Here is an 18403-nt window from a genome sequence, read left to right on the forward strand (position 1 = left end):
CTGTCCCATCATGCTGCGTGCTTCCCTGCTGGCCGATGCGAGAATTTTGCCGCAGGCCAGACGGGGGAGCTACTTTTTCAACAGAATCGGCCGATTGCTGCCTATCCTGAGGTCAGCAGTAACAAGCAGACGGCACAAAGCGGCCTCCTATCAAAAGAGTCCGAGGGGACAGTCAAGCAGTGTCGACTTCATCCTTCTTGCCTGCTCTCCATCTAAAACTGAGCCTGTCATCGGAGTCAATTACAAACAGCCCTGACCAGATAGCCAACCAGAACTGAGCTGTCACAAGCGGGGAGAGTGCCATGAACTGCCCAATCCCTCGAAGGAGTGTTTGTATGACTGGTTTGCGGCGTCGGCCTGTTGCGTAAGGCGAATACACTCGATTTCGGGGAAGCCCAAAGCACAAACGCCAATAAATGGCGATTTCTCCCTTAGCAAACTTTATCGAGTTACAGTTCCACCAATGCCCCCACCGATACATCCACTTATCATTCAGGAGCCAATTTTGGGACAGGTATGAACGCATAGTATTACAAGGTGGCAGAGCCTCTCCGCTCGAAAGCCTTACAACACACTGCCGCAATTCAACCTCTTCGACTGAGAATGCTATTTCCTCTCGGGCGCCTCCAACAAAATCCAGAACCGGAACATTTATCAAATTCCAGATCATCGGGGTTCGGTCAACGTCACAGACAGATATTTTGTCCTGATAGCGAATGCCAGCGCCACGGGCTTCGAAATAAAAATCCACATTTGACAGCCTCTGGCCGGTCGATCTTAAGGCGAGCTTAGAGACATGTGGCTTGTGGTCTGTAGGCTGCGCCAGCCTCAAGGAATACTCGAGGTAGTCTCCTAATGGCTCCCACCGCGATCCGAGTCGATGGCGAGAATTCCATCTTCGATGTGATCCAACATAAGTCTTGTGTAGCAGCACCCTGGTTACACGCTGCCAAACCCAGGAAGCGGCCTTTACGATCAAGTTGAACGGAAGAGGCAGATCCAAATTAAACTCCAAAGCGTAAGCGCGCAGGACGGTCGGTTTTAGCATCTTATGCGTCACTAAACCATGAGACCTCCTGAATGGCCAGCAGCGACTAGGTGATATAGATGATCTGAAGAATCCACCAGCAGACTCACCGTCGAAGGTCTACGTGTTAGATCTGCTGGTCGAGTAGGATGCTTCTGGGGCCAATAAGTAAGCGAGATGCAAAGCGGGTCGGGATCCACCAGCAAACGGTGCATACCGACCTGTCCCAAGCACTCGAGATGCCGCGTTGCGTGGGTAGATTACGCTTTTGCGTTTTTTCGCCAGATTGCGTGAAAAGCCTTTCCACGCGGATAAACACCTGATTTCATGACACGGTGTTCAGCTGTTTCAGCGCGACACCTTGCTGAAAGCCCGGCTATTTCGTCGGGCTTTTGCTTTGTATTTATTCGTAGAAGTGTTCCCGCACAGAGGTGACCTCGATATTGTGCCTTTTTAAGATGTCACCCAGCCCTTTGTAGCCATTGTTAGGGATCTGGCAATTATCTACCAACGTCTCGTAGATCGTCTCCAGTTCGGGTTCCTCGTGACCACCTTCAAAAATCAATTCCTGCGTCTCACCGTCGCGGGTGTACATCACCTGCCAAATTGCCATCTGACATTCCTCAAGTATTCGGCCTACTAAGATACCAAAGGATCGTTCGGTGGAGCTCATTGAGGCAAAAATTATCAAGATGCATTTGGATTCCCATCTTAAATCTTGACCACCTGCACCTCCTTTGATGCTGTACACCTCAACCGCCGGCACCATCGCCTCGATCAGCCTCATCACGCGCTCGCTCATATCGCCGTACAGCGCATAGTTGGAGGAGAACGGGACAATGCCGTGCTGCTTGAGCTTGTGCTTGATCTGGAAATACGGCTCTAGACTAAGCAGTCCTGGACAATATGACCCTATGTGCGGCTTTGTGCGCCCCCCATACTCTTACAACCTTCCAGTTGCCCCCAAAAGCCAATGCCGCTTATAGTCCGCCCCGTCGCCCACATGGCGATCAGGTTTGGCGACCTGACTATCGGATGCAAAAGCACTGCGCTCTTTTGTAGATGCTGTTGCACACCTGCAAAGTTGTCTCAATGGCGGCTGTGCGCGGGAGACCTTCGGGTCTGCCGGGTTTCCGATACCGGTTCGCCAACCTGCGTACAGCTGTCACCCTATCGTTTGGCGACGATTAAGTGACGGTTAATGACTGCACTTATCGGAGTTTTCAAAATGGAACGTTACATCCCTCTCACTGGAATCGATCTGGTCCCAGCCTCTCTGTTCATTGACTCAGAAGCGCCGCTCGATGTACTGCAAGCGATGGCAGATTACCGCATTCGCACCGTCACTCAGGTGTTGGAAAACATTGCCTTTCGCAGCGAGTTGGAAGCTGATTCCGTCGTGCTTTCTGACTTCGCGCAGTTGCTGGCTATCCCCTTGCGAAATGGCTGCGACCTGATGGATATCATTGGGCAACGCTTACGGGCTGAGGTTTGTACCACTGACGAAGTACCTGCAAGCCAAAGCTAAGTCGGCTCACACGCGTGGGTGCCATAGCAGCCCCCACGCGCACATTGTCCAACCACCCCACTCCCCCTTATCCTCACACCTCCCCGTCCGCCGCGAATCCGGAGCTGCCATGGACCTCGCCACCCTCGCCCTATTCCTCCCCGCCTGCTTCGCCCTGAACATGGCGCCGGGCCCGAACAACCTGCTGTCCGTGAGCAATGCCACTCGCTATGGCTATCGCACCTCATGCCTTGCCGGTATCGGTCGCCTGCTGGCCTTCGCCGGCATGATCGCCCTCGCCTCTGCGGGCTTGGCGGTGGTGCTGCAGACGTCGGAGCTGTTGTTCTACGGAATCAAGATTCTGGGAGCGGCGTATCTGTTTTACCTGGCGTTGCAGTTGTGGCGCGCGAATCCCGAGGCCGAGGCGCAGGCGGGTATGCCCAAGGTCGGTTTGTGGGCATTGGCACGGCAGGAATTTTTAGTGGCGGCGGGCAATCCGAAGGCGATCCTGATCTTCACGGCCTTCCTGCCGCAATTCGTGGTGCCCGGCGAGCCGATTACGCCGCAGTTCGCGCTGCTGGGCGCGCTGTTTCTGGGACTGGAGTGGATCGCCATCAGTGCCTACGCCTATATGGGCCTGCATATGCGGCGCTGGTTTGCCGAGCCTCGGGGCAAGCGGATCTTCAATCGCTGCTGCGCCGGGTTGTTGTCGGCGGCGGCGTCGGTGTTGTTGATGGCGCGCAGGGCCTGAACCATGACTCGCGACGAACTCGCTGCCTTTTACCAAGGCTATATCGACTGCCTGAACCGTCAGGATTGGGAGCACTTGGGTGACTTCGTGCATCCGGACGTGACCTACAACGGCGAAGTCGTCGGCCTCGCCGGCTACCGCGCCATGCTGGAGCGGGATTTTCGCGAGATATCGGACCTGGTGTTCCGCATCCAGCTGCTGGTGGCCGACCCACCGACCGTGGCCAGTCGCCTGAACTTCAAGGTCACGCCCAGGGGCGAGTTCTTCGGGTTGCCGATCAATGGACGCCAGGTGACGTTCGACGAAAATGTGTTCTATGAGGTGGTCGACGGCACGTTCGCCCACGTCTGGTCGGTGATCGACAAAGCGACCATCGCGCAGCAACTGGGCGGCTAAACTCCACAGGGCCATTCTCACGTGGAGACCGATCATGACCCACAAAAACACGCTCTGCCTCTGGTACAACGGCACCGCCCTTGAGGCCGCGACCTTCTATGCCCTGACCTTTCCGGACAGCCGGGTGAATGCCGTGCACCTGGCGCCCGGCGATTATCCGTCCGGCAAACAGGGCGATGTATTGACCGTGGACTTCACCGTCTTGGGCATCCCCTGCATCGGCCTCAACGGCGGGCCGATCTTCCCGCATACCGAGGCGTTTTCGTTCCAGGTGGCCACCGATGACCAGGCCGAAACCGACCGTTACTGGAACGCCATCGTCGGCAACGGCGGCCAGGAAAGCGCCTGCGGCTGGTGCAAGGACAAGTGGGGACTGTCGTGGCAGATCACCCCACGCGTGCTGACCGATGCGGTGACCCACCCCGACCCGGCGACGGCAAAGCGCGCCTTTGACGCGATGATGACCATGAGAAAGATCGACATCGCGACGATTGAGGCGGCGATAGCGGTGGGCTAAGGCAGGGCATCCAGCATGGCGTTGGCCGCCAGGGCATGGACCTTGCGGGTGGGGTGCCATTCGTCCCAGTAATAATGCGCGTCGGGGTTGGCACACACCGGTTCAGCCTCCGGATAAGTGGCCTGGCACGGCGTATCGAGGTCGGTGAAACCATGGGCTGTCGGATTGGCGCGCAGTGTGTCGCTGAAAGCCAGGTGGTCGAAGTAGCTGACCTTCGCCGTACCGATCTGCGCCAGCACGGCCGGGAGTTTCTGCGCGAGCAACTGCTGGTATTTTTTCGCATTGTCGACCTGGTTGCCCTGCACCACCGCAGGCACATGGCTGAGGTCTGTGGTGCCCACCACCATCACATGCCGGGCACCCGCTGCCACCAGTTGCTCAGTGGCTTTGCGGATATTCGCCAGGCTCGATTCGCTCAGTGCCTCAAGGGTTTGCGAGCGGGAGAAGTCGGCCCACTCGAAAAAGTCATTGGCCGAGATGAAGATGAAGTACAGCGCCTTGGGGTCGGCCTTGTGGGACTTGGCAGCCTGCAAGTGCTCGGCGACCTGCCCCAATACGCCGGTGCCCTGGGAAGGCATCATCCAGGCGTAGTAATTGCCGTGGCCACTTTTGGCGCCGCCCACCGCGTAGTCGGTCAGCGGTGTGTGCAGAGCCTGGGCCAGGCCCTCGACGGCGGTCGGGCCGTTGCTCCAGCGCCCCTTCCAGTACAGCGGCCCAGGCAACGCCTGGGCGTCCTTGATGTGCTGTGCGGCGAGCTGTGTGGTGAGCGCTTCGCCCGCGCCGTTGTCGGAATAGCTGTCACCGAAGGCATACAGGTGATCGTAGGTCGAGGCGCCAAAGGCGGTCGAGGCGGACAGAGTCAGCAGAGCGGCCAAACACGCACGTCGGATCATTGCGTTTCTCCCGGAATGTCTGCACAGACTACCGGTTGGCGGCAACCACACAGGAACGATTGCGACGCGCACATATCCAGCGGCGGCCACATCACGGCTGTACAGCGACCACCCGGCTGGTTAGGCTTGGCGCCTGCAACATCCCGTTAAAGTTTCCGCGTCACCCGCCGTCACCCTGACATCCCGAATGGACTCAACGAGGCTCTCGTGCGTTTTATCACCCCGCTTTTGCTGATCGGTGGCATCGCCACCCTGGCCGGTTGCGCCACCCAGAAAACCCAGGTCGAAACCATGCTCGCCGGCGCCCTCGCCCAGCCCCTGGTGGAAAACAGCATCGTGCGCGAAGGCGACGTGCTCAGCTTCGAGCTGTTGATGCCTGGCGATCCGGGCGCCCTGCGCCGCACGTTGCAAGTCGAGGCCGCCTGTTCCTCGCCGCAACTGCACCTGCTGTACCTGGACGGTTCGCAACGGGTATACCCCGCCAGTGCCGGCCGCTACAGTTCGCCCCGCAGCTTGTCGCCGCAGTTGCGTGCAACCCTGGCCGCCAACCAGACCTTCGTCCGTGCCTGCGCGGAAACACCGAAGCCCGACTGGCGCCTGGTACAGACCAACGAGCGCGACAACCAGGTGCTGATCGACGCCAACAGTATCAAGAACGCCAACGGCGAAACGCGCTTCTGGGCCGCCTTCGACAACCCGACGGTGCTCAACGACCTGCCCTACAACGCCCCGTACGCGCAAAAACGCGAACACTTTGCGGTGTCGTGCAAAGGCGGCACCTACAAGCAGTTGGCCGGCTACGACATGGATGCCAACAACCGCGTCAGCGACGGCCGGGTCGACAGTTTCCCTACGCCGCAGAACATCGCTGGCAGCAATGCCGACTACGAATTGCTGTTCAACAAAATCTGCGTCAGCCCGGAAAAGATCGCCGCACTGCCCGCGTTCAAGCCGCGCATGAAAGCGCCGGCCACCATTGCCCTGACCTCGGTGCAACCGGCGGTGCTGGCGGCCATCGCCCAGTTGAACCTGGACAAGCCCACCCGCTCGTTCAAATACGTCCAGTTCGCGGGCACCAGCAACTACCGTGGCAAGACCAGCGATAACCAAAGCACGCAGTTCATCAGCCAGGACGCACCAAGCGGCCAGTTGGCCCTGGCCACCCGTGGCGACGGCTATGAGAGTCAGGCCGTGAGCTGGCGCAACCTGTTCCACCTGGTGTCCAAAGCCACCTACGGCGGTTCGGGCATGGCGGAAAGCTCGACCCTGACCCAACTGAGCTTCACCGGTAACTGGAAGGCCCTGCCCGTGGGCGAGACCGTCACCTACACCACCGTACGCTCCAGCCTCAACAGCCTGATCGGCAGCAGCACCAACACGCAGACCAACCGTTGCCAGGTCGAGCGTGAACTGCCGGCCAGCGAACTCAACGCGAAACTGGCGGGCAGCGCCAAGGCATTGTCCTGCCGAACCGACGACGACAAGTACAAGCGCGTCAACTACCTGTACTTCCTGACCGACTACGCCTACTTCTTTGAATCGAGCACCGACAAGAACGAGTTTTTCTACTCTGACTCGCGTATCGATAAATTCGAATAAGCCCCGTTGACACACTCTGCAATATTCCATGAAGATGGAGGCCTTGTTCAGGGTGTGTCAGCTTATGTCCGCAATGCCTTGCGTTAACCGTTCCGTCATTGGCTTGATTGCCAAGGCGCAAGGTTGCGTTGCGCACGCCCTCAAATCGAAGAAACAGTCGCTCATGTGACCGGGGCGCGCTGTCCCGTCAGATGAGCTGACAGGACATTGAGCGCGACGGTCTACTCTCCCTTGCACAATTGCCCCTGCCCTTCTGACGGTGACTCAAGCGGTCAATCATCAGGAGAAAGTGCATGTCATCGTTTCAAGGTATCTGGGTTCCCGTGGTCACGCCGTTCCATGACGGCGCCATTGATTTCATTGGCCTGCACCGCCTGGTCAACCACCTGCTGGAAAAACACGTGGCCGGGATCATGGTGTGCACCACCACCGGCGAAGCGGCGTCGCTGAGTCGGCAGGAACAATTGGCGGTGCTCGATGCGGTGTTGCAATGGGTGCCGGCGCACCGCGTGGTGATGGGCCTGGCGGGCTATAACCAGATTGAGCTGCTGCACTTTCAGCGTGAAATCCTGCAACGCCCGGTGGCTGGGCTTTTGGTGCCGGCGCCGAGTTACATCCGCCCGTCCCAGGCCGGCCTGGAAGCGTTCTTCCGCACCGTGGCCGATGCCTCCAGCGTGCCGATCATTCTGTACGACATTCCCTACCGCACCGGCGCCACGTTCGAGCAGGCCACCTTGCTCAACATCGTCGCCCACGAACGCATCGTGGCGATCAAGGACTGTGGCGGCAACCTGGACAATACCCTCGCGCTGCTGGCCAGCGGTGAGGTGGATGTGTTGTGTGGCGAAGACCTGCAGATCTTCAACGCGCTGTGCCTGGGCGCGACGGGCGCGATTGCAGCCTCGGCGCACGTCAACACGGAACAGTTCGTGACGCTTTGCCAGCAGGTACGCGACAACCAGTTGGCCGACGCGCGGGCAACGTTCATGCAGTTGGTGCCGCTGATCAACACGCTGTTCATGGAGCCCAACCCGGCACCGGTGAAAGCCGCCCTGGCCCTGCAAGGCTTGATCGGCAGCGAGTTGCGCGCACCGATGCAGGCAGCCAGCGTGGCAGTTGTCGCCCGTTTGCAGCAGGTGCAGAACCTGCTCGGCTAATGCGCCAAAAACAGACAACGAGCGGACCGTCCGGTTGCGACCGGACCGATCCCGGCCTATCGTCGAACCCAGGCTTTGCCTTTTGCTGTCCAACCCATCCGTATTCAGGTGACGACATGCCCACGCTGCCCCGCCCCGCCGTGCTCGAACTGATCGGCAACACGCCGCTGGTTCGGGTCAGCCGGTTCGATACCGGCCCTTGCACGCTGTTTCTCAAACTCGAATCCCAGAACCCCGGTGGCTCCATCAAGGACCGCATCGGCCTGGCCATGATCGACGCCGCCGAACGCGATGGCCGCCTGCGCCCCGGTGGCACCATCATCGAAGCCACCGCCGGCAACACCGGCCTGGGCCTGGCGCTGGTCGGCCGGGCCAAGGGCTATCGGGTGGTACTGGTGGTGCCCGACAAGATGTCCACGGAAAAAGTACTGCACCTCAAGGCCATGGGCGCGGAGGTGCATATCACCCGCTCCGATGTGGGCAAGGGCCATCCCGAGTATTACCAGGACGTGGCCGCACGCCTGGCCAGGGATATTCCGGATTCGTTCTTCGCCGACCAGTTCAACAACCCCGCCAACCCCCTGGCCCACGAAACCAGCACCGCGCCGGAGATCTGGGCACAAACCCAGCACGATGTGGATGCGATCGTGGTGGGCGTCGGCTCGGCCGGCACCCTCACCGGCCTGACGCGCTTCTTCAAGCGCGTGCAACCGGCACTGCAAATGGTGCTTGCCGACCCGGTGGGTTCGGTGATGGCCGAGTACAGCCGCAGCGGCAAGCTGGAAACGCCAGGCTCCTGGGCGGTAGAAGGCATCGGCGAAGACTTCATCCCGTCGATTGCCGACCTGTCCAGCGTGCGCCACGCTTATTCCATCAGCGATGAGGAGAGCTTCGATCACGCCCGGCAGTTGCTCAAGGCCGAGGGCATTCTCGGCGGTTCCTCCACCGGCACCCTGCTCGCCGCCGCCCTGCGTTATTGCCGCGAACAGACCACGCCCAAGCGTGTGGTCACCTTTGTCTGCGACACCGGCACGCGCTACCTGTCGAAGGTCTACAACGACCAATGGATGACCGACGCCGGCCTGTTGCACTACAAACACTACGGCGACCTGCGCGACCTGATTGCGCGGCGCTTCGAGGACGGCCGCGTGATCAGCGTGAGCCCCGACGACACCCTGCTCACCGCGTTCCAGCGCATGCGCCTGGCGGATGTCTCGCAACTACCGGTACTGGTGGACGGCCAGCAACTGGTCGGTGTGATCGACGAATCCGATATCCTGCTCGGCCTGCACCAGGACGCCAGCCACTTCACCCTGAACGTCGCCAGCGCCATGACCACGTCCCTGCAAACCCTGCCCCCCAGCGCCAGCCTCGCGCAATTGCAAGCGGAGCTGGATCGCGGCCTGGTCGCCATCATTGCCGACGCGTCGGGCTTCCATGGCCTGATCACCCGCGTCGACCTGCTCAACCACCTACGGAGATCCCTTGCATGAGTCAGTCCGATAAAAGTGCGTTTGCCACCCGCGTGATCCATGCCGGGCAATCTCCCGACCCAACCACCGGCGCGCTGATGCCGCCGATCTATGCCAACTCCACCTACCTGCAAGACAGCCCCGGCGTGCACAAGGGCTTTGACTATGGTCGCTCCCACAACCCTACGCGGTTTGCCCTGGAACGCTGCGTGGCCGACCTGGAAGGCGGCAGCCAGGCGTTTGCCTTTGCCTCCGGGCTGGCGGCGATTTCGACGGTGTTGGAGTTGTTGGACGCCGGCGCCCATGTCGTGTCCGGCAATGATTTGTACGGCGGCACCTTCCGCCTGTTCGACAAGGTGCGCCAACGCAGCGCCGGGCACCGCTTCAGCTTTGTCGACCTGAGTGACCTGTCGGCCTTTGAAGCGAGTCTGCAGGACGACACGCGCATGGTCTGGGTCGAAACCCCGAGCAACCCGCTGCTGAGCCTCACCGACCTCAGCGCCATCGCACGCATCTGCCGCGCTCGCGGGATCATCTGCGTGGCCGACAACACCTTCGCCAGCCCGTGGATCCAGCGCCCGCTGGAGCTGGGCTTTGATGTGGTGGTGCACTCCACCACCAAATACCTCAACGGCCATTCCGATGTGATCGGCGGCATTGCCATCGTCGGCGACAACCCCGAACTGGCCGAACGCCTGGGCTTTTTGCAGAACTCGGTCGGCGCCATCGCCGGGCCCTTCGACGCCTTCCTCACCCTGCGTGGCGTGAAAACCCTGGCCCTGCGCATGGAGCGCCATTGCAGCAACGCCCTCGACCTGGCCACCTGGCTGGACCAACAGCCGCAAGTGGCGCGGGTTTACTACCCGGGCCTCGCGTCCCACCCGCAGCATGAACTGGCGCGCAAACAGATGCGGGGGTTTGGCGGGATGATTTCAATCGACCTGAACAGCGACCTGGCCGGCGCCAGGCGCTTCCTGGAAAACGTCAGGATCTTCGCCCTGGCCGAAAGCCTGGGTGGTGTGGAAAGCCTGATCGAACACCCGGCGATCATGACCCACGCCAGCATCCCGGCGGCGACGCGGGCGCAGCTGGGGATTGGCGATGGGTTGGTGCGGTTGTCGGTGGGGGTTGAGGATGTGGAGGATCTGCGTGCGGACCTGGCGCAGGCCCTGGCGCTCATATAAACAGCTTGCCTTGATCTATGTGGCGAGCAGCCTGGTTGTGGCGAGCGGGCTTGCCCCGCGTTGGGTGGCGAAGCCGCCCCAATAAAAACGCCGCATTCTTTCAGGCAGAATGCGGCGTCTGGTTTTAGGGCTGCTTCGCAGCCCAACGCGGGGCAAGCCCGCTCACCACAACAGGCCCGCTCGCCACAACAAGCCTGCTCACCACAGCACACCTGCTCAGCACAGCAAGCCAGATAGGCGTCAGGCGGAGGTGATGTTGGCCCGCGCCGCATGCAGCTTCTTGTAGCTGTCGATCAAGCGCAGATGCCGGTCCAACCCTTCCAGCTTCATGCTGGTCGGCGTCAGGCCATAAAAGCGCACATCGCCCTTCACCGAGCCAATCACCGCATCCATCCGCTCATCGCCAAACATGCGGCGGAAGTTGGCTTCGTAGTCGGCCAGTTCCAGGTCGTCGTCCAGTTCCATCTCCAGCACCGCATTCATCGCCTGGTAGAACAGGCCGCGCTCGACGGTGTTGTCGTTGTATTGCAGGAACATCTCCACGCACTCCTTGGCCTCTTCATATTGTTGCAAGGCCAGGAAGATCAGCAGTTTCAGTTCCAGGATGGTCAGTTGGCCCCAGGCGGTGTTGTCGTCGAATTCGATGCCGATCAGGGTGGTGATATCCGTGTAGTCGTCCAGCTCGCTTTCGATCAGGCGCTCGACCAACGCCTGCAATTCTTCCTCGTCGAGGCGGTGCAGGTTGAGGATGTCCTCGCGGAAAAACAGCGCCTTGTTGGTGTTGTCCCAGATCAGGTCATCCACCGGGTAGATTTCCGAGTAGTCCGGCACCAGGATGCGGCAGGCGGTGGCGCCGAGGTGTTCGTACACGGCCATGTAGGACTCTTTGCCCATGCCTTCGAGAATGCCGAACAGGGTCGCGGCTTCCTGGGCATTCGAGTCTGCACCTTCGCCGGTGAAGTCCCACTCGACGAATTCGTAATCCGACCGGGCACTGAAGAAGCGCCACGACACCACGCCGCTGGAGTCGATGAAGTGCTCGACAAAGTTGTTGGGTTCGGTCACCGCCTGGCCTTCGAAGGTCGGCGGCGGCAAGTCGTTCAGGCCTTCGAAGCTGCGGCCTTGCAGCAGTTCGGTAAGGCTGCGCTCCAGGGCCACTTCCAGGCTTGGGTGGGCGCCGAAGGACGCAAACACGCCGCCGGTGCGCGGGTTCATCAGGGTCACGCACATCACCGGGAATTCGCCGCCCAGGGAGGCGTCTTTGACCAACACCGGGAACCCCTGGGCTTCAAGGCCCTGGATGCCGGCGAGGATGCCGGGGTACTTGGCCAGCACCTGCGCCGGTACGTCCGGCAAGGCGAACTCGCCTTCGATGATTTCACGCTTCACGGCACGCTCGAAGATCTCCGACAGGCACTGCACCTGGGCTTCGGCCAGGGTGTTGCCGGCGCTCATGCCGTTGCTGAGGTAGAGGTTCTCGATCAGGTTGGACGGGAAGTACACCACTTCGCCATCCGACTGGCGCACGAACGGCAGCGAAACGATGCCGCGTTGTTCATTGCCGGAGTTGGTATCGAACAGGTGCGAACCGCGCAGTTCGCCGTCGCGGTTGTAGATTTTCAGGCAGTAGGCATCCAGGATCTCGCTCGGCAGCTCGTCGTTGGGACCTGGCTGGAACCAGCGCTCATCCGGGTAATGCACGAACGGTGCGTTGGCCAGTTCCTCGCCCCAGAACTGATCGTTGTAGAAGAAATTGCAGTTGAGCCGCTCGATGAACTCGCCCAAGGCCGACGCCAGGGCGCCCTCCTTCGTCGCACCCTTGCCGTTGGTGAAGCACATCGGCGAATGCGCATCGCGGATGTGCAACGACCAGACGTTAGGCACGATATTGCGCCACGACGCGATCTCGATCTTCATGCCAAGGCCTGCGAGGATGCCGGACATGTTGGCGATGGTCTGTTCCAGCGGCAGGTCTTTGCCTGCGATGTAGGTGCCGCCCTCGGAAGTCGAATTCGGCATCAGCAACGCCTGGGCATCGGCGTCGAGGTTCTCGACTTCTTCGATGACAAACTCAGGCCCGGCCTGTACCACTTTCTTGACGGTGCAGCGGTCGATGGAACGCAAAATGCCCTGGCGGTCCTTCTCGGAGATATCCGCCGGCAACTCGACCTGGATCTTGAAGATCTGGTTGTAGCGGTTTTCCGGGTCGACGATGTTGTTCTGCGACAGGCGAATATTGTCGGTGGGGATATTGCGCGTCTGGCAGTACAACTTCACGAAGTACGCCGCGCACAGCGCTGACGACGCCAGGAAGTAATCGAACGGCCCCGGTGCCGAGCCATCGCCTTTGTAGCGAATGGGCTGGTCGGCAATCACCGTGAAGTCATCGAACTTGGCTTCAAGCCGGAGGTTGTCGAGAAAGTTGACCTTGATTTCCATGGGGGCACACCAGAATAACGGCTAAACAAAAATGGCCGCCATTATGAGGTGTTTCACCGCGAAGTTTCAGGCTTTTAACCAATGGCTGGCGAATTGGCCAATGTGGATTAACCTTTTTGCGTTTGGCGCCGATGGACTGAGGGCAACTAGGGAGTAGTCGGAATGCGCAATAACCAGCCCGTAACACAGCGTGAGATTTCCCTCGCGCCTTCGCAAAAACTCATCTCCGCCACGGATGTCCGAGGGGTCATCACTTACTGCAACGACGCCTTTGTCGACATCAGCGGCTTTGAACGCGCCGACCTGATCGGCGCGCCGCAGAACATCGTGCGCCATCCGGATGTGCCGCCCGCCGTGTTTGCGCACATGTGGGGTGCACTCAAGCAAGGCCTGCCGTGGATGGGCATCGTCAAGAACCGCTCGAAAAACGGCGATCACTATTGGGTCAACGCCTACGTCACGCCGATCTTCGATGGCAGCCAGGTCGTCGGTTTCGAGTCGGTGCGGGTCAAGCCCACGGCCGATGAAATCCGCCGGGCCCAGGCCCTGTATCAACGGATCAGCCAAGGCAAACCGGCCGTCCCGCGCCAGGACGCCTGGCTGCCGGCAGCACTCGGTTGCGTGCCTTACGTGGCCACCGCAGTGTCCGGTAGTCTCGCCGGTCTGTTCTTCGACGCGCCGCTCGCAATTGCCGTGGCCGTCGCCGTCGCGGTGCCGGTGGGCGTGCTCTGCTCACGCTGGCGCCAAGGCAGCACACTGCGCCTGCTGCAGGGCGTAGAACCTTCGACTTCGGACGCCTTGATCGCCCAGATGTACAGCGACGCCAGCGGGCCACAGGCACGCCTGGAAACTGCGTTCCAAAGCCAGGCCGCGCGCCTGAAAACCTGCCTCACGCGCCTGCAGGACAGTGCCGAACAATTGAGCGCCCTGGCCGGGCAATCCGATCAGTTGGCCACCGCCAGCTCCAAGGGCCTGGACCGCCAGCGCGTCGAAACCGAACAGGTCTCGGCCGCCGTCAACCAAATGGCCGCCACTACCCAGGAAGTCGCCAGCCACGTCCAGCGCACGGCGGATGCCACCCAGCAAGCCAATGTGCTGACCGGGCGCGGCCGTGAAGTGGCACGGGACACCCGTGAGGCCATCGAACGTTTGTCCAGCGTGGTCAGCGAAACCGGCGCGACCGTAGCGCAACTGGCGCGGGACAGCGACGAAATCGGCAGCGTGGTGGACGTGATCAAGGCCATTGCCGACCAGACCAATCTGCTGGCCCTCAACGCCGCCATCGAAGCAGCGCGGGCCGGTGAGCAAGGCCGTGGCTTTGCCGTGGTCGCCGATGAAGTGCGCCAACTGGCACAGCGCACGTCCCAGTCCACCACCCAGATCCACGGGCTGATTACCCAATTGCAGGCGTCGTCCAACAACGCCGTGCAAAGCATGGAGAACGGTCAACGCCAGGCCCAGGAAGGCGTGGCCTGGGTACTCGAAGCCGACCAGGCCCTGGTGGGTATCAGCGAGGCGGTGTCGCATATCACCGACATGACTACCCAGATCGCTGCCGCCACCGAGGAACAGAGCGCGGTAGCCGAAGAGATCAGCCGCAACATCACCACCATCGCCGAACTGGCCGACCAGACGTCGACCCAGGCCCGTCAATCCACGGACCTGAGCAAGGAACTGACGAACACTGCGTCCACCCAGTATGCGTTGGTGGAGCGGTTCAATCGCTGAGCCTTTGCTGAACACCTGGCTAGCCGGTTTGTTGTGGCTAGCCGGTGTCCTGTAGCTAACCGGTGACCTGTGGCGAGCGGGCTTGCCCCGCGTTGGGCTGCATAGCAGCCCCATCAATGAGAGCTGCGATGTGTCAGGTATTCCTCAGTGTCTGGTTTTGGGGCTGCTACGCAGCCCAACGCGGGGCAAGCCCGCTCGCCACAACAAGCCCGCTCGCCACAACAATTTCCTTCACTACAACATAGTATGCTTGGGTTCACCTCCGCCCAATCACGAAGCCCGCCCATGTCCATCACGGATAACCTCCTCGCCTTCACCTTCGCCGCCACCCTGCTGACGCTCACACCCGGCCTCGATACAGCCCTGGTGCTCAGGACCGGGGCGGTGGAAGGCAAGCGCCAGGCACTGCAAGCTACGCTGGGCATCAACGCCGGCTGCCTGCTGTGGGGCGCAGCGGTTGCCTTCGGTCTGGGCGCACTGATCGCTGTGTCGGAAGTCGCCTTCAACCTGCTCAAGTACTGCGGCGCCGCGTACCTGGCCTGGCTGGGGTTGAACATGCTGCTGCGTCCGCGCCGCTCACTGGCCAGCGCCGAGGTGCAGGGCAAGCCGGCCGGCAACTGGTTTATCAAGGGCATGCTGGGCAATGTGCTCAACCCCAAGGTGGGAATTTTCTATGTGTCGTTCCTGCCGCAGTTCATCCCCCAGGGCCAGCCGTTGATCCTGTGGACGTTCGGCCTGGTGGGCATCCATGTGCTGCTCGGCCTGGCGTGGTCACTGGTGTTGATGGGTGCCACGCAGCCGCTGTCCGGTTTCCTGCGCCGGGAAAAGGTCATCCAGTGGATGGACCGCACCACTGGAATGATCTTCATAGTGTTTGCAGCGCGGTTGGCATTCAGCAGGCGCTGAGCCGTATGGACAGTTCGATGTCATCGGCAAACGGTACAGACACGTAGCCGTTCTCCGGTGCGCGTACGTGGGCCAGGTATTCAGGGCAGTAATCGGTGTTGTCCGCCACCACCAGCGCGCCGGGGCGCAGGTGCTTTTCCACCAGGCCCAGCACGTCGCCATACAGCGTCTTGGCGCCGTCCAGCAGCAGCAAGTCCACGCTGTCCGGCAGGCCGCTGGCCAGGGTGACCAGTGCGTCGCCTTCGCGGATATGGATCAAGTCACTCACCCCGCCTTCGATGAAGTGCTCACGCGCCAGGGCAATCTTCGAGGCTTCGAATTCGCTGCCGATCAGCACACCGCCGCCGTTGTCACGCAGCGCAGCGGCCAGGTGCAAGGTGGACAGGCCGAACGACGTGCCAAACTCCACAATCGCCCGCGCCTTGCTGCTGCGCGCCAACAGGTAGAGCAGCTTGCCGGTGTCCCGCGAGACCGGCAGCCACAGGTCCTTGAGCAGCGAATACAGCGCCACGTATTCGGTCTTGCTGCGCATCAGCCGATCGCGTTCCTCCTTGGATACCGAGTTCACCAAGGGGCTGGTAGCGGCGCTGGCCTGGGTATAAAGACGTTCGATCAGGGGCGCCAAAGGCGCAGTGGTCAGGCTAGACATAATGGATTTCCGTAGGGTTGGGGCTAAGATGCGACTCATTCGTCGCATTAAAAGTATGCGAGTGATTCCCATCCTTCGCTATTCGCATTCGCCCTGCTTACGGAGCCCCGTATGACCCGCCGCCAGCCTCCGTGTATTTCCACGCGCAAACAGCCACAACAGGCGCGTTCCACCGAGCTGGTGGCGGCGATTCTCGAAGCGGCTGTTCAGGTTTTGGCCAAGGAAGGCGCCACCCGTTTCACCACCGCTCGGGTCGCTGAAAAGGCCGGCGTGAGCGTAGGGTCGGTGTACCAATACTTCCCCAACAAAGCGGCGATTCTGTTCCGTTTGCAGAGTGATGAGTGGCAACAGACCACCCGAATGCTGCGCAACATCCTGGAGAAACACGATGAAGCACCGCTGGATCGCCTGCGCACGTTGGTGCATGCCTTTATCCAGTCGGAATGCGAGGAAGCGCAGATGCGCGGGGCATTGAGCGATGCGGCGCCGCTGTATCGCGATGCACCGGAAGCGCTGGAAGTCCGGGCGGCGGGCCGGGAGACTTTCGAAGCGTTCATGCTGGAGCTGCTGCCCGAGGTGGCCGAGAACACACGCACATTGGCCTGCGACCTGATGCTTACCACGCTCAGCTCAGTGGGCAAGGAGTTCTCGTGCAGCCCGCGCACGACGGAAAAAATTGCTGTGTATGCCGAGGGAATGGCTGATATGTTTCGCGCCTATGTAAAGGCGCTCAACCCTCCGTGAAGCGCGGCAAAGCTTGTTGCAAGTTCGCTTTGGCGAAACGGCTTGGTAAGCCGCGGAAGATCCGGCGTTCGGCATACCCGGAGACCAGCAGGATCGCGGTTTCAGGCAACAATTGGAAATTTCACTGACAGTTTCTCCGACACCCGCGCTAAAAAGCCAACCGATACCGCACTTCTTCCAGTGTGACACCGCCCCTCTGGAGCGTACGCTCGCTGCCTGTGTCCTCGACACAGCCCGCCCTGCGATAAAACCGGATAGCTCGTTCATTCCGGCTCAAGACCCAAAGCGTCAAATCCTGGTACCCCTGCACCATCAAGTTCTGCAAGCCCGCTTTCCACAACGCCAGCCCCACGCCTGTTTGCCAGTACCCGGCCAACACATAGATGGCCATGACCTCACCAGTGTTTTTACCCGCAGCCTCCTCGTCACGGCTGGCACCGACCGATATCCAACCGACCACCTGCCCATCCACCTCCGCGACCCAAACCTTGGGCTCGTCCGCTTCAATCGAGCGCATCCAAAAGGATTCACGCTGCGCCAGGGTGGCTTGCAACCCGCTCAAATACTCGGCCGGCATCAGGTCACGGTAGGCGTCCTGCCAACTGCTGATATGCACCTGGGCAATGGCCCTTGCGTCGTCGGGTAATGCCTTGCGGATCATGCCGGTATTCCTTTTTCGAGCAATGGCCTTCCAGTAAACCCACGCCTCATGACCGTTTGTATTCGCCGGGTGGCGAGGGGGCTATCCGGCCTCGAACAAATCGCTGTCTGGGTGCCCAGGTTGGCTGATATGTTGCGAACCTCACGAGCAAAGGGATGCACCATGCCACCGTTAGCCAGCAATGCCGCACTGCTGATCATCGACATGCAGCAAGGCATGAACCAGCCGAAGCTGGGACGACGCAACAACCCCGGCGCCGAAGCGCAGATACAGCGCCTGCTGCAGGCGTGGCGGCAGTCCAACCGCACGGTGGTGCACATCCGCCACATATCCCGCTCGCCCGACTCGGTGTTCTGGCCGGGCCAACCGGGTTGCGAGTTCCAGCCGACCCTGCAACCGCTGGCGCATGAGCACGTGGTGGAAAAGAACGTCCCGGATGCTTTCACGGCCACGGGGCTGGAGCGCTGGCTGCATGTGCGTGGGGTCCGGCAACTGGTGATCGTGGGTGTGATTACCAACAACTCGGTCGAGGCCACCGCACGTTCGGGCGGCAACCTGGGTTTTGAGGTGACGGTGGTTGCCGACGCCTGCTACACCTTCGACCAGACCGATTTGTCCGGGCGCCTGTGGCCGGCCGAGGATGTGCATGCGCTGTCGCTGAGCAATCTGGCGATGGACTATGCCAAGGTTGTAGAGACCACTGAAATCCTGGATAGGTTGTGAGCATGACGCATCAGACCGGCAAGCGAATCGCCTTGCGCAGGTTTCCATGC

The 18403-nt window shown here is 60.8% G+C and carries 16 protein-coding genes and 1 pseudogene; 12 read left to right on the plus strand and 5 right to left on the minus strand.

What is annotated here, in order from left to right:
- Window positions 1-1766 precede the first annotated feature (1766 nt).
- Window positions 1767-1910, minus strand: a pseudogene (locus tag BM026_RS28990) (DNA polymerase V subunit UmuC); the annotation flags it as partial.
- Between the two features lie 345 nt (window positions 1911-2255).
- On the opposite strand from BM026_RS28990, the gene BM026_RS20920 reads away from it, so the two are divergent.
- The 4 genes from BM026_RS20920 to BM026_RS20935 all read left to right on the plus strand — a co-directional run bounded on the left by BM026_RS20920 (window position 2256) and on the right by BM026_RS20935 (window position 4198).
- On the plus strand, window positions 2256-2555 hold the full coding sequence (locus BM026_RS20920; RefSeq protein WP_093513337.1) for a hypothetical protein: 300 nt from the start codon (window positions 2256-2258) through the stop codon (window positions 2553-2555).
- Window positions 2556-2664: 109 nt separating this feature from the next.
- On the plus strand, window positions 2665-3285 hold the full coding sequence (locus BM026_RS20925; protein ID WP_093529917.1) for a LysE family translocator: 621 nt from the start codon (window positions 2665-2667) through the stop codon (window positions 3283-3285).
- Between the two features lie 3 nt (window positions 3286-3288).
- Window positions 3289-3681 (plus strand): ester cyclase, encoded by a 393-nt coding sequence (locus BM026_RS20930; RefSeq protein WP_093529919.1) that lies wholly within the window; start codon window positions 3289-3291, stop codon window positions 3679-3681.
- A 34-nt stretch (window positions 3682-3715) separates the two neighbouring features.
- Complete coding sequence (locus BM026_RS20935; RefSeq protein WP_093529921.1) at window positions 3716-4198, plus strand: VOC family protein; 483 nt, start codon at window positions 3716-3718, stop codon at window positions 4196-4198.
- Here the strand turns inward: BM026_RS20935 and BM026_RS20940 are convergent.
- Window positions 4195-5091, minus strand: coding sequence for an SGNH/GDSL hydrolase family protein (locus BM026_RS20940; protein WP_093529923.1), 897 nt, complete (start codon window positions 5089-5091; stop codon window positions 4195-4197). The genes BM026_RS20935 and BM026_RS20940 overlap by 4 nt on opposite strands.
- A gap of 207 nt (window positions 5092-5298) precedes the next feature.
- Between BM026_RS20940 and BM026_RS20945 the strand changes: the two genes are divergently transcribed.
- The 4 genes from BM026_RS20945 (at window position 5299) to BM026_RS20960 (ending at window position 10503) form a co-directional block, all read left to right on the plus strand.
- Complete coding sequence (locus tag BM026_RS20945) at window positions 5299-6690, plus strand: hypothetical protein (RefSeq protein ID WP_093529925.1); 1392 nt, start codon at window positions 5299-5301, stop codon at window positions 6688-6690.
- A 293-nt stretch (window positions 6691-6983) separates the two neighbouring features.
- Window positions 6984-7847, plus strand: a complete 864-nt coding sequence (dapA, locus tag BM026_RS20950) for a 4-hydroxy-tetrahydrodipicolinate synthase (RefSeq protein ID WP_092243979.1) — start codon at window positions 6984-6986, stop codon at window positions 7845-7847.
- 116 nt (window positions 7848-7963) lie between these two features.
- Complete coding sequence (locus BM026_RS20955; protein ID WP_093513340.1) at window positions 7964-9340, plus strand: pyridoxal-phosphate dependent enzyme; 1377 nt, start codon at window positions 7964-7966, stop codon at window positions 9338-9340.
- Window positions 9337-10503, plus strand: coding sequence for a cystathionine gamma-synthase (locus BM026_RS20960; protein WP_092243985.1), 1167 nt, complete (start codon window positions 9337-9339; stop codon window positions 10501-10503). The genes BM026_RS20955 and BM026_RS20960 overlap by 4 nt, the downstream gene beginning before the upstream one ends.
- A 240-nt stretch (window positions 10504-10743) precedes the next feature.
- Here the strand turns inward: BM026_RS20960 and BM026_RS20970 are convergent, their stop codons facing one another.
- A complete protein-coding gene (locus tag BM026_RS20970; RefSeq protein WP_093513341.1) occupies window positions 10744-12942 on the minus strand; it encodes an OsmC domain/YcaO domain-containing protein in 2199 nt (732 codons plus the stop codon).
- 222 nt (window positions 12943-13164) lie between these two features.
- Here BM026_RS20970 and BM026_RS20975 point away from each other — a divergent pair, with 222 nt between their 5' ends.
- Together BM026_RS20975 and BM026_RS20980 are read left to right on the plus strand one after the other, a co-directional pair.
- On the plus strand, window positions 13165-14670 hold the full coding sequence (locus BM026_RS20975; RefSeq protein ID WP_371914417.1) for a methyl-accepting chemotaxis protein: 1506 nt from the start codon (window positions 13165-13167) through the stop codon (window positions 14668-14670).
- Between the two features lie 285 nt (window positions 14671-14955).
- Window positions 14956-15576 carry a LysE family translocator gene (locus BM026_RS20980; protein WP_093529929.1) on the plus strand — a complete coding sequence of 207 codons (621 nt, stop codon included), beginning with the start codon at window positions 14956-14958 and terminating at the stop codon, window positions 15574-15576.
- Here the strand turns inward: BM026_RS20980 and BM026_RS20985 are convergent.
- Entirely contained in the window at window positions 15563-16225 is a 663-nt protein-coding gene (locus BM026_RS20985; RefSeq protein WP_092243996.1) for an O-methyltransferase, read from the minus strand. The genes BM026_RS20980 and BM026_RS20985 overlap by 14 nt on opposite strands.
- A gap of 111 nt (window positions 16226-16336) precedes the next feature.
- Here BM026_RS20985 and BM026_RS20990 point away from each other — a divergent pair, with 111 nt between their 5' ends.
- Window positions 16337-16969 carry a TetR/AcrR family transcriptional regulator gene (locus tag BM026_RS20990; RefSeq protein WP_093513344.1) on the plus strand — a complete coding sequence of 211 codons (633 nt, stop codon included), beginning with the start codon at window positions 16337-16339 and terminating at the stop codon, window positions 16967-16969.
- A 148-nt stretch (window positions 16970-17117) separates the two neighbouring features.
- Here BM026_RS20990 and BM026_RS20995 read toward each other — a convergent pair whose 3' ends face one another.
- Window positions 17118-17630, minus strand: a complete 513-nt coding sequence (locus tag BM026_RS20995) for a GNAT family N-acetyltransferase (RefSeq protein WP_093529931.1) — start codon at window positions 17628-17630, stop codon at window positions 17118-17120.
- 162 nt (window positions 17631-17792) lie between these two features.
- On the opposite strand from BM026_RS20995, the gene BM026_RS21000 reads away from it, so the two are divergent.
- A complete protein-coding gene (locus BM026_RS21000; RefSeq protein ID WP_093529933.1) occupies window positions 17793-18353 on the plus strand; it encodes a cysteine hydrolase family protein in 561 nt (186 codons plus the stop codon).
- Window positions 18354-18403 lie beyond the last annotated feature (50 nt).

It is taken from the genome of Pseudomonas sp. NFPP24 (assembly GCF_900112095.1).
Lineage (GTDB): Bacteria > Pseudomonadota > Gammaproteobacteria > Pseudomonadales > Pseudomonadaceae > Aquipseudomonas > Aquipseudomonas extremorientalis.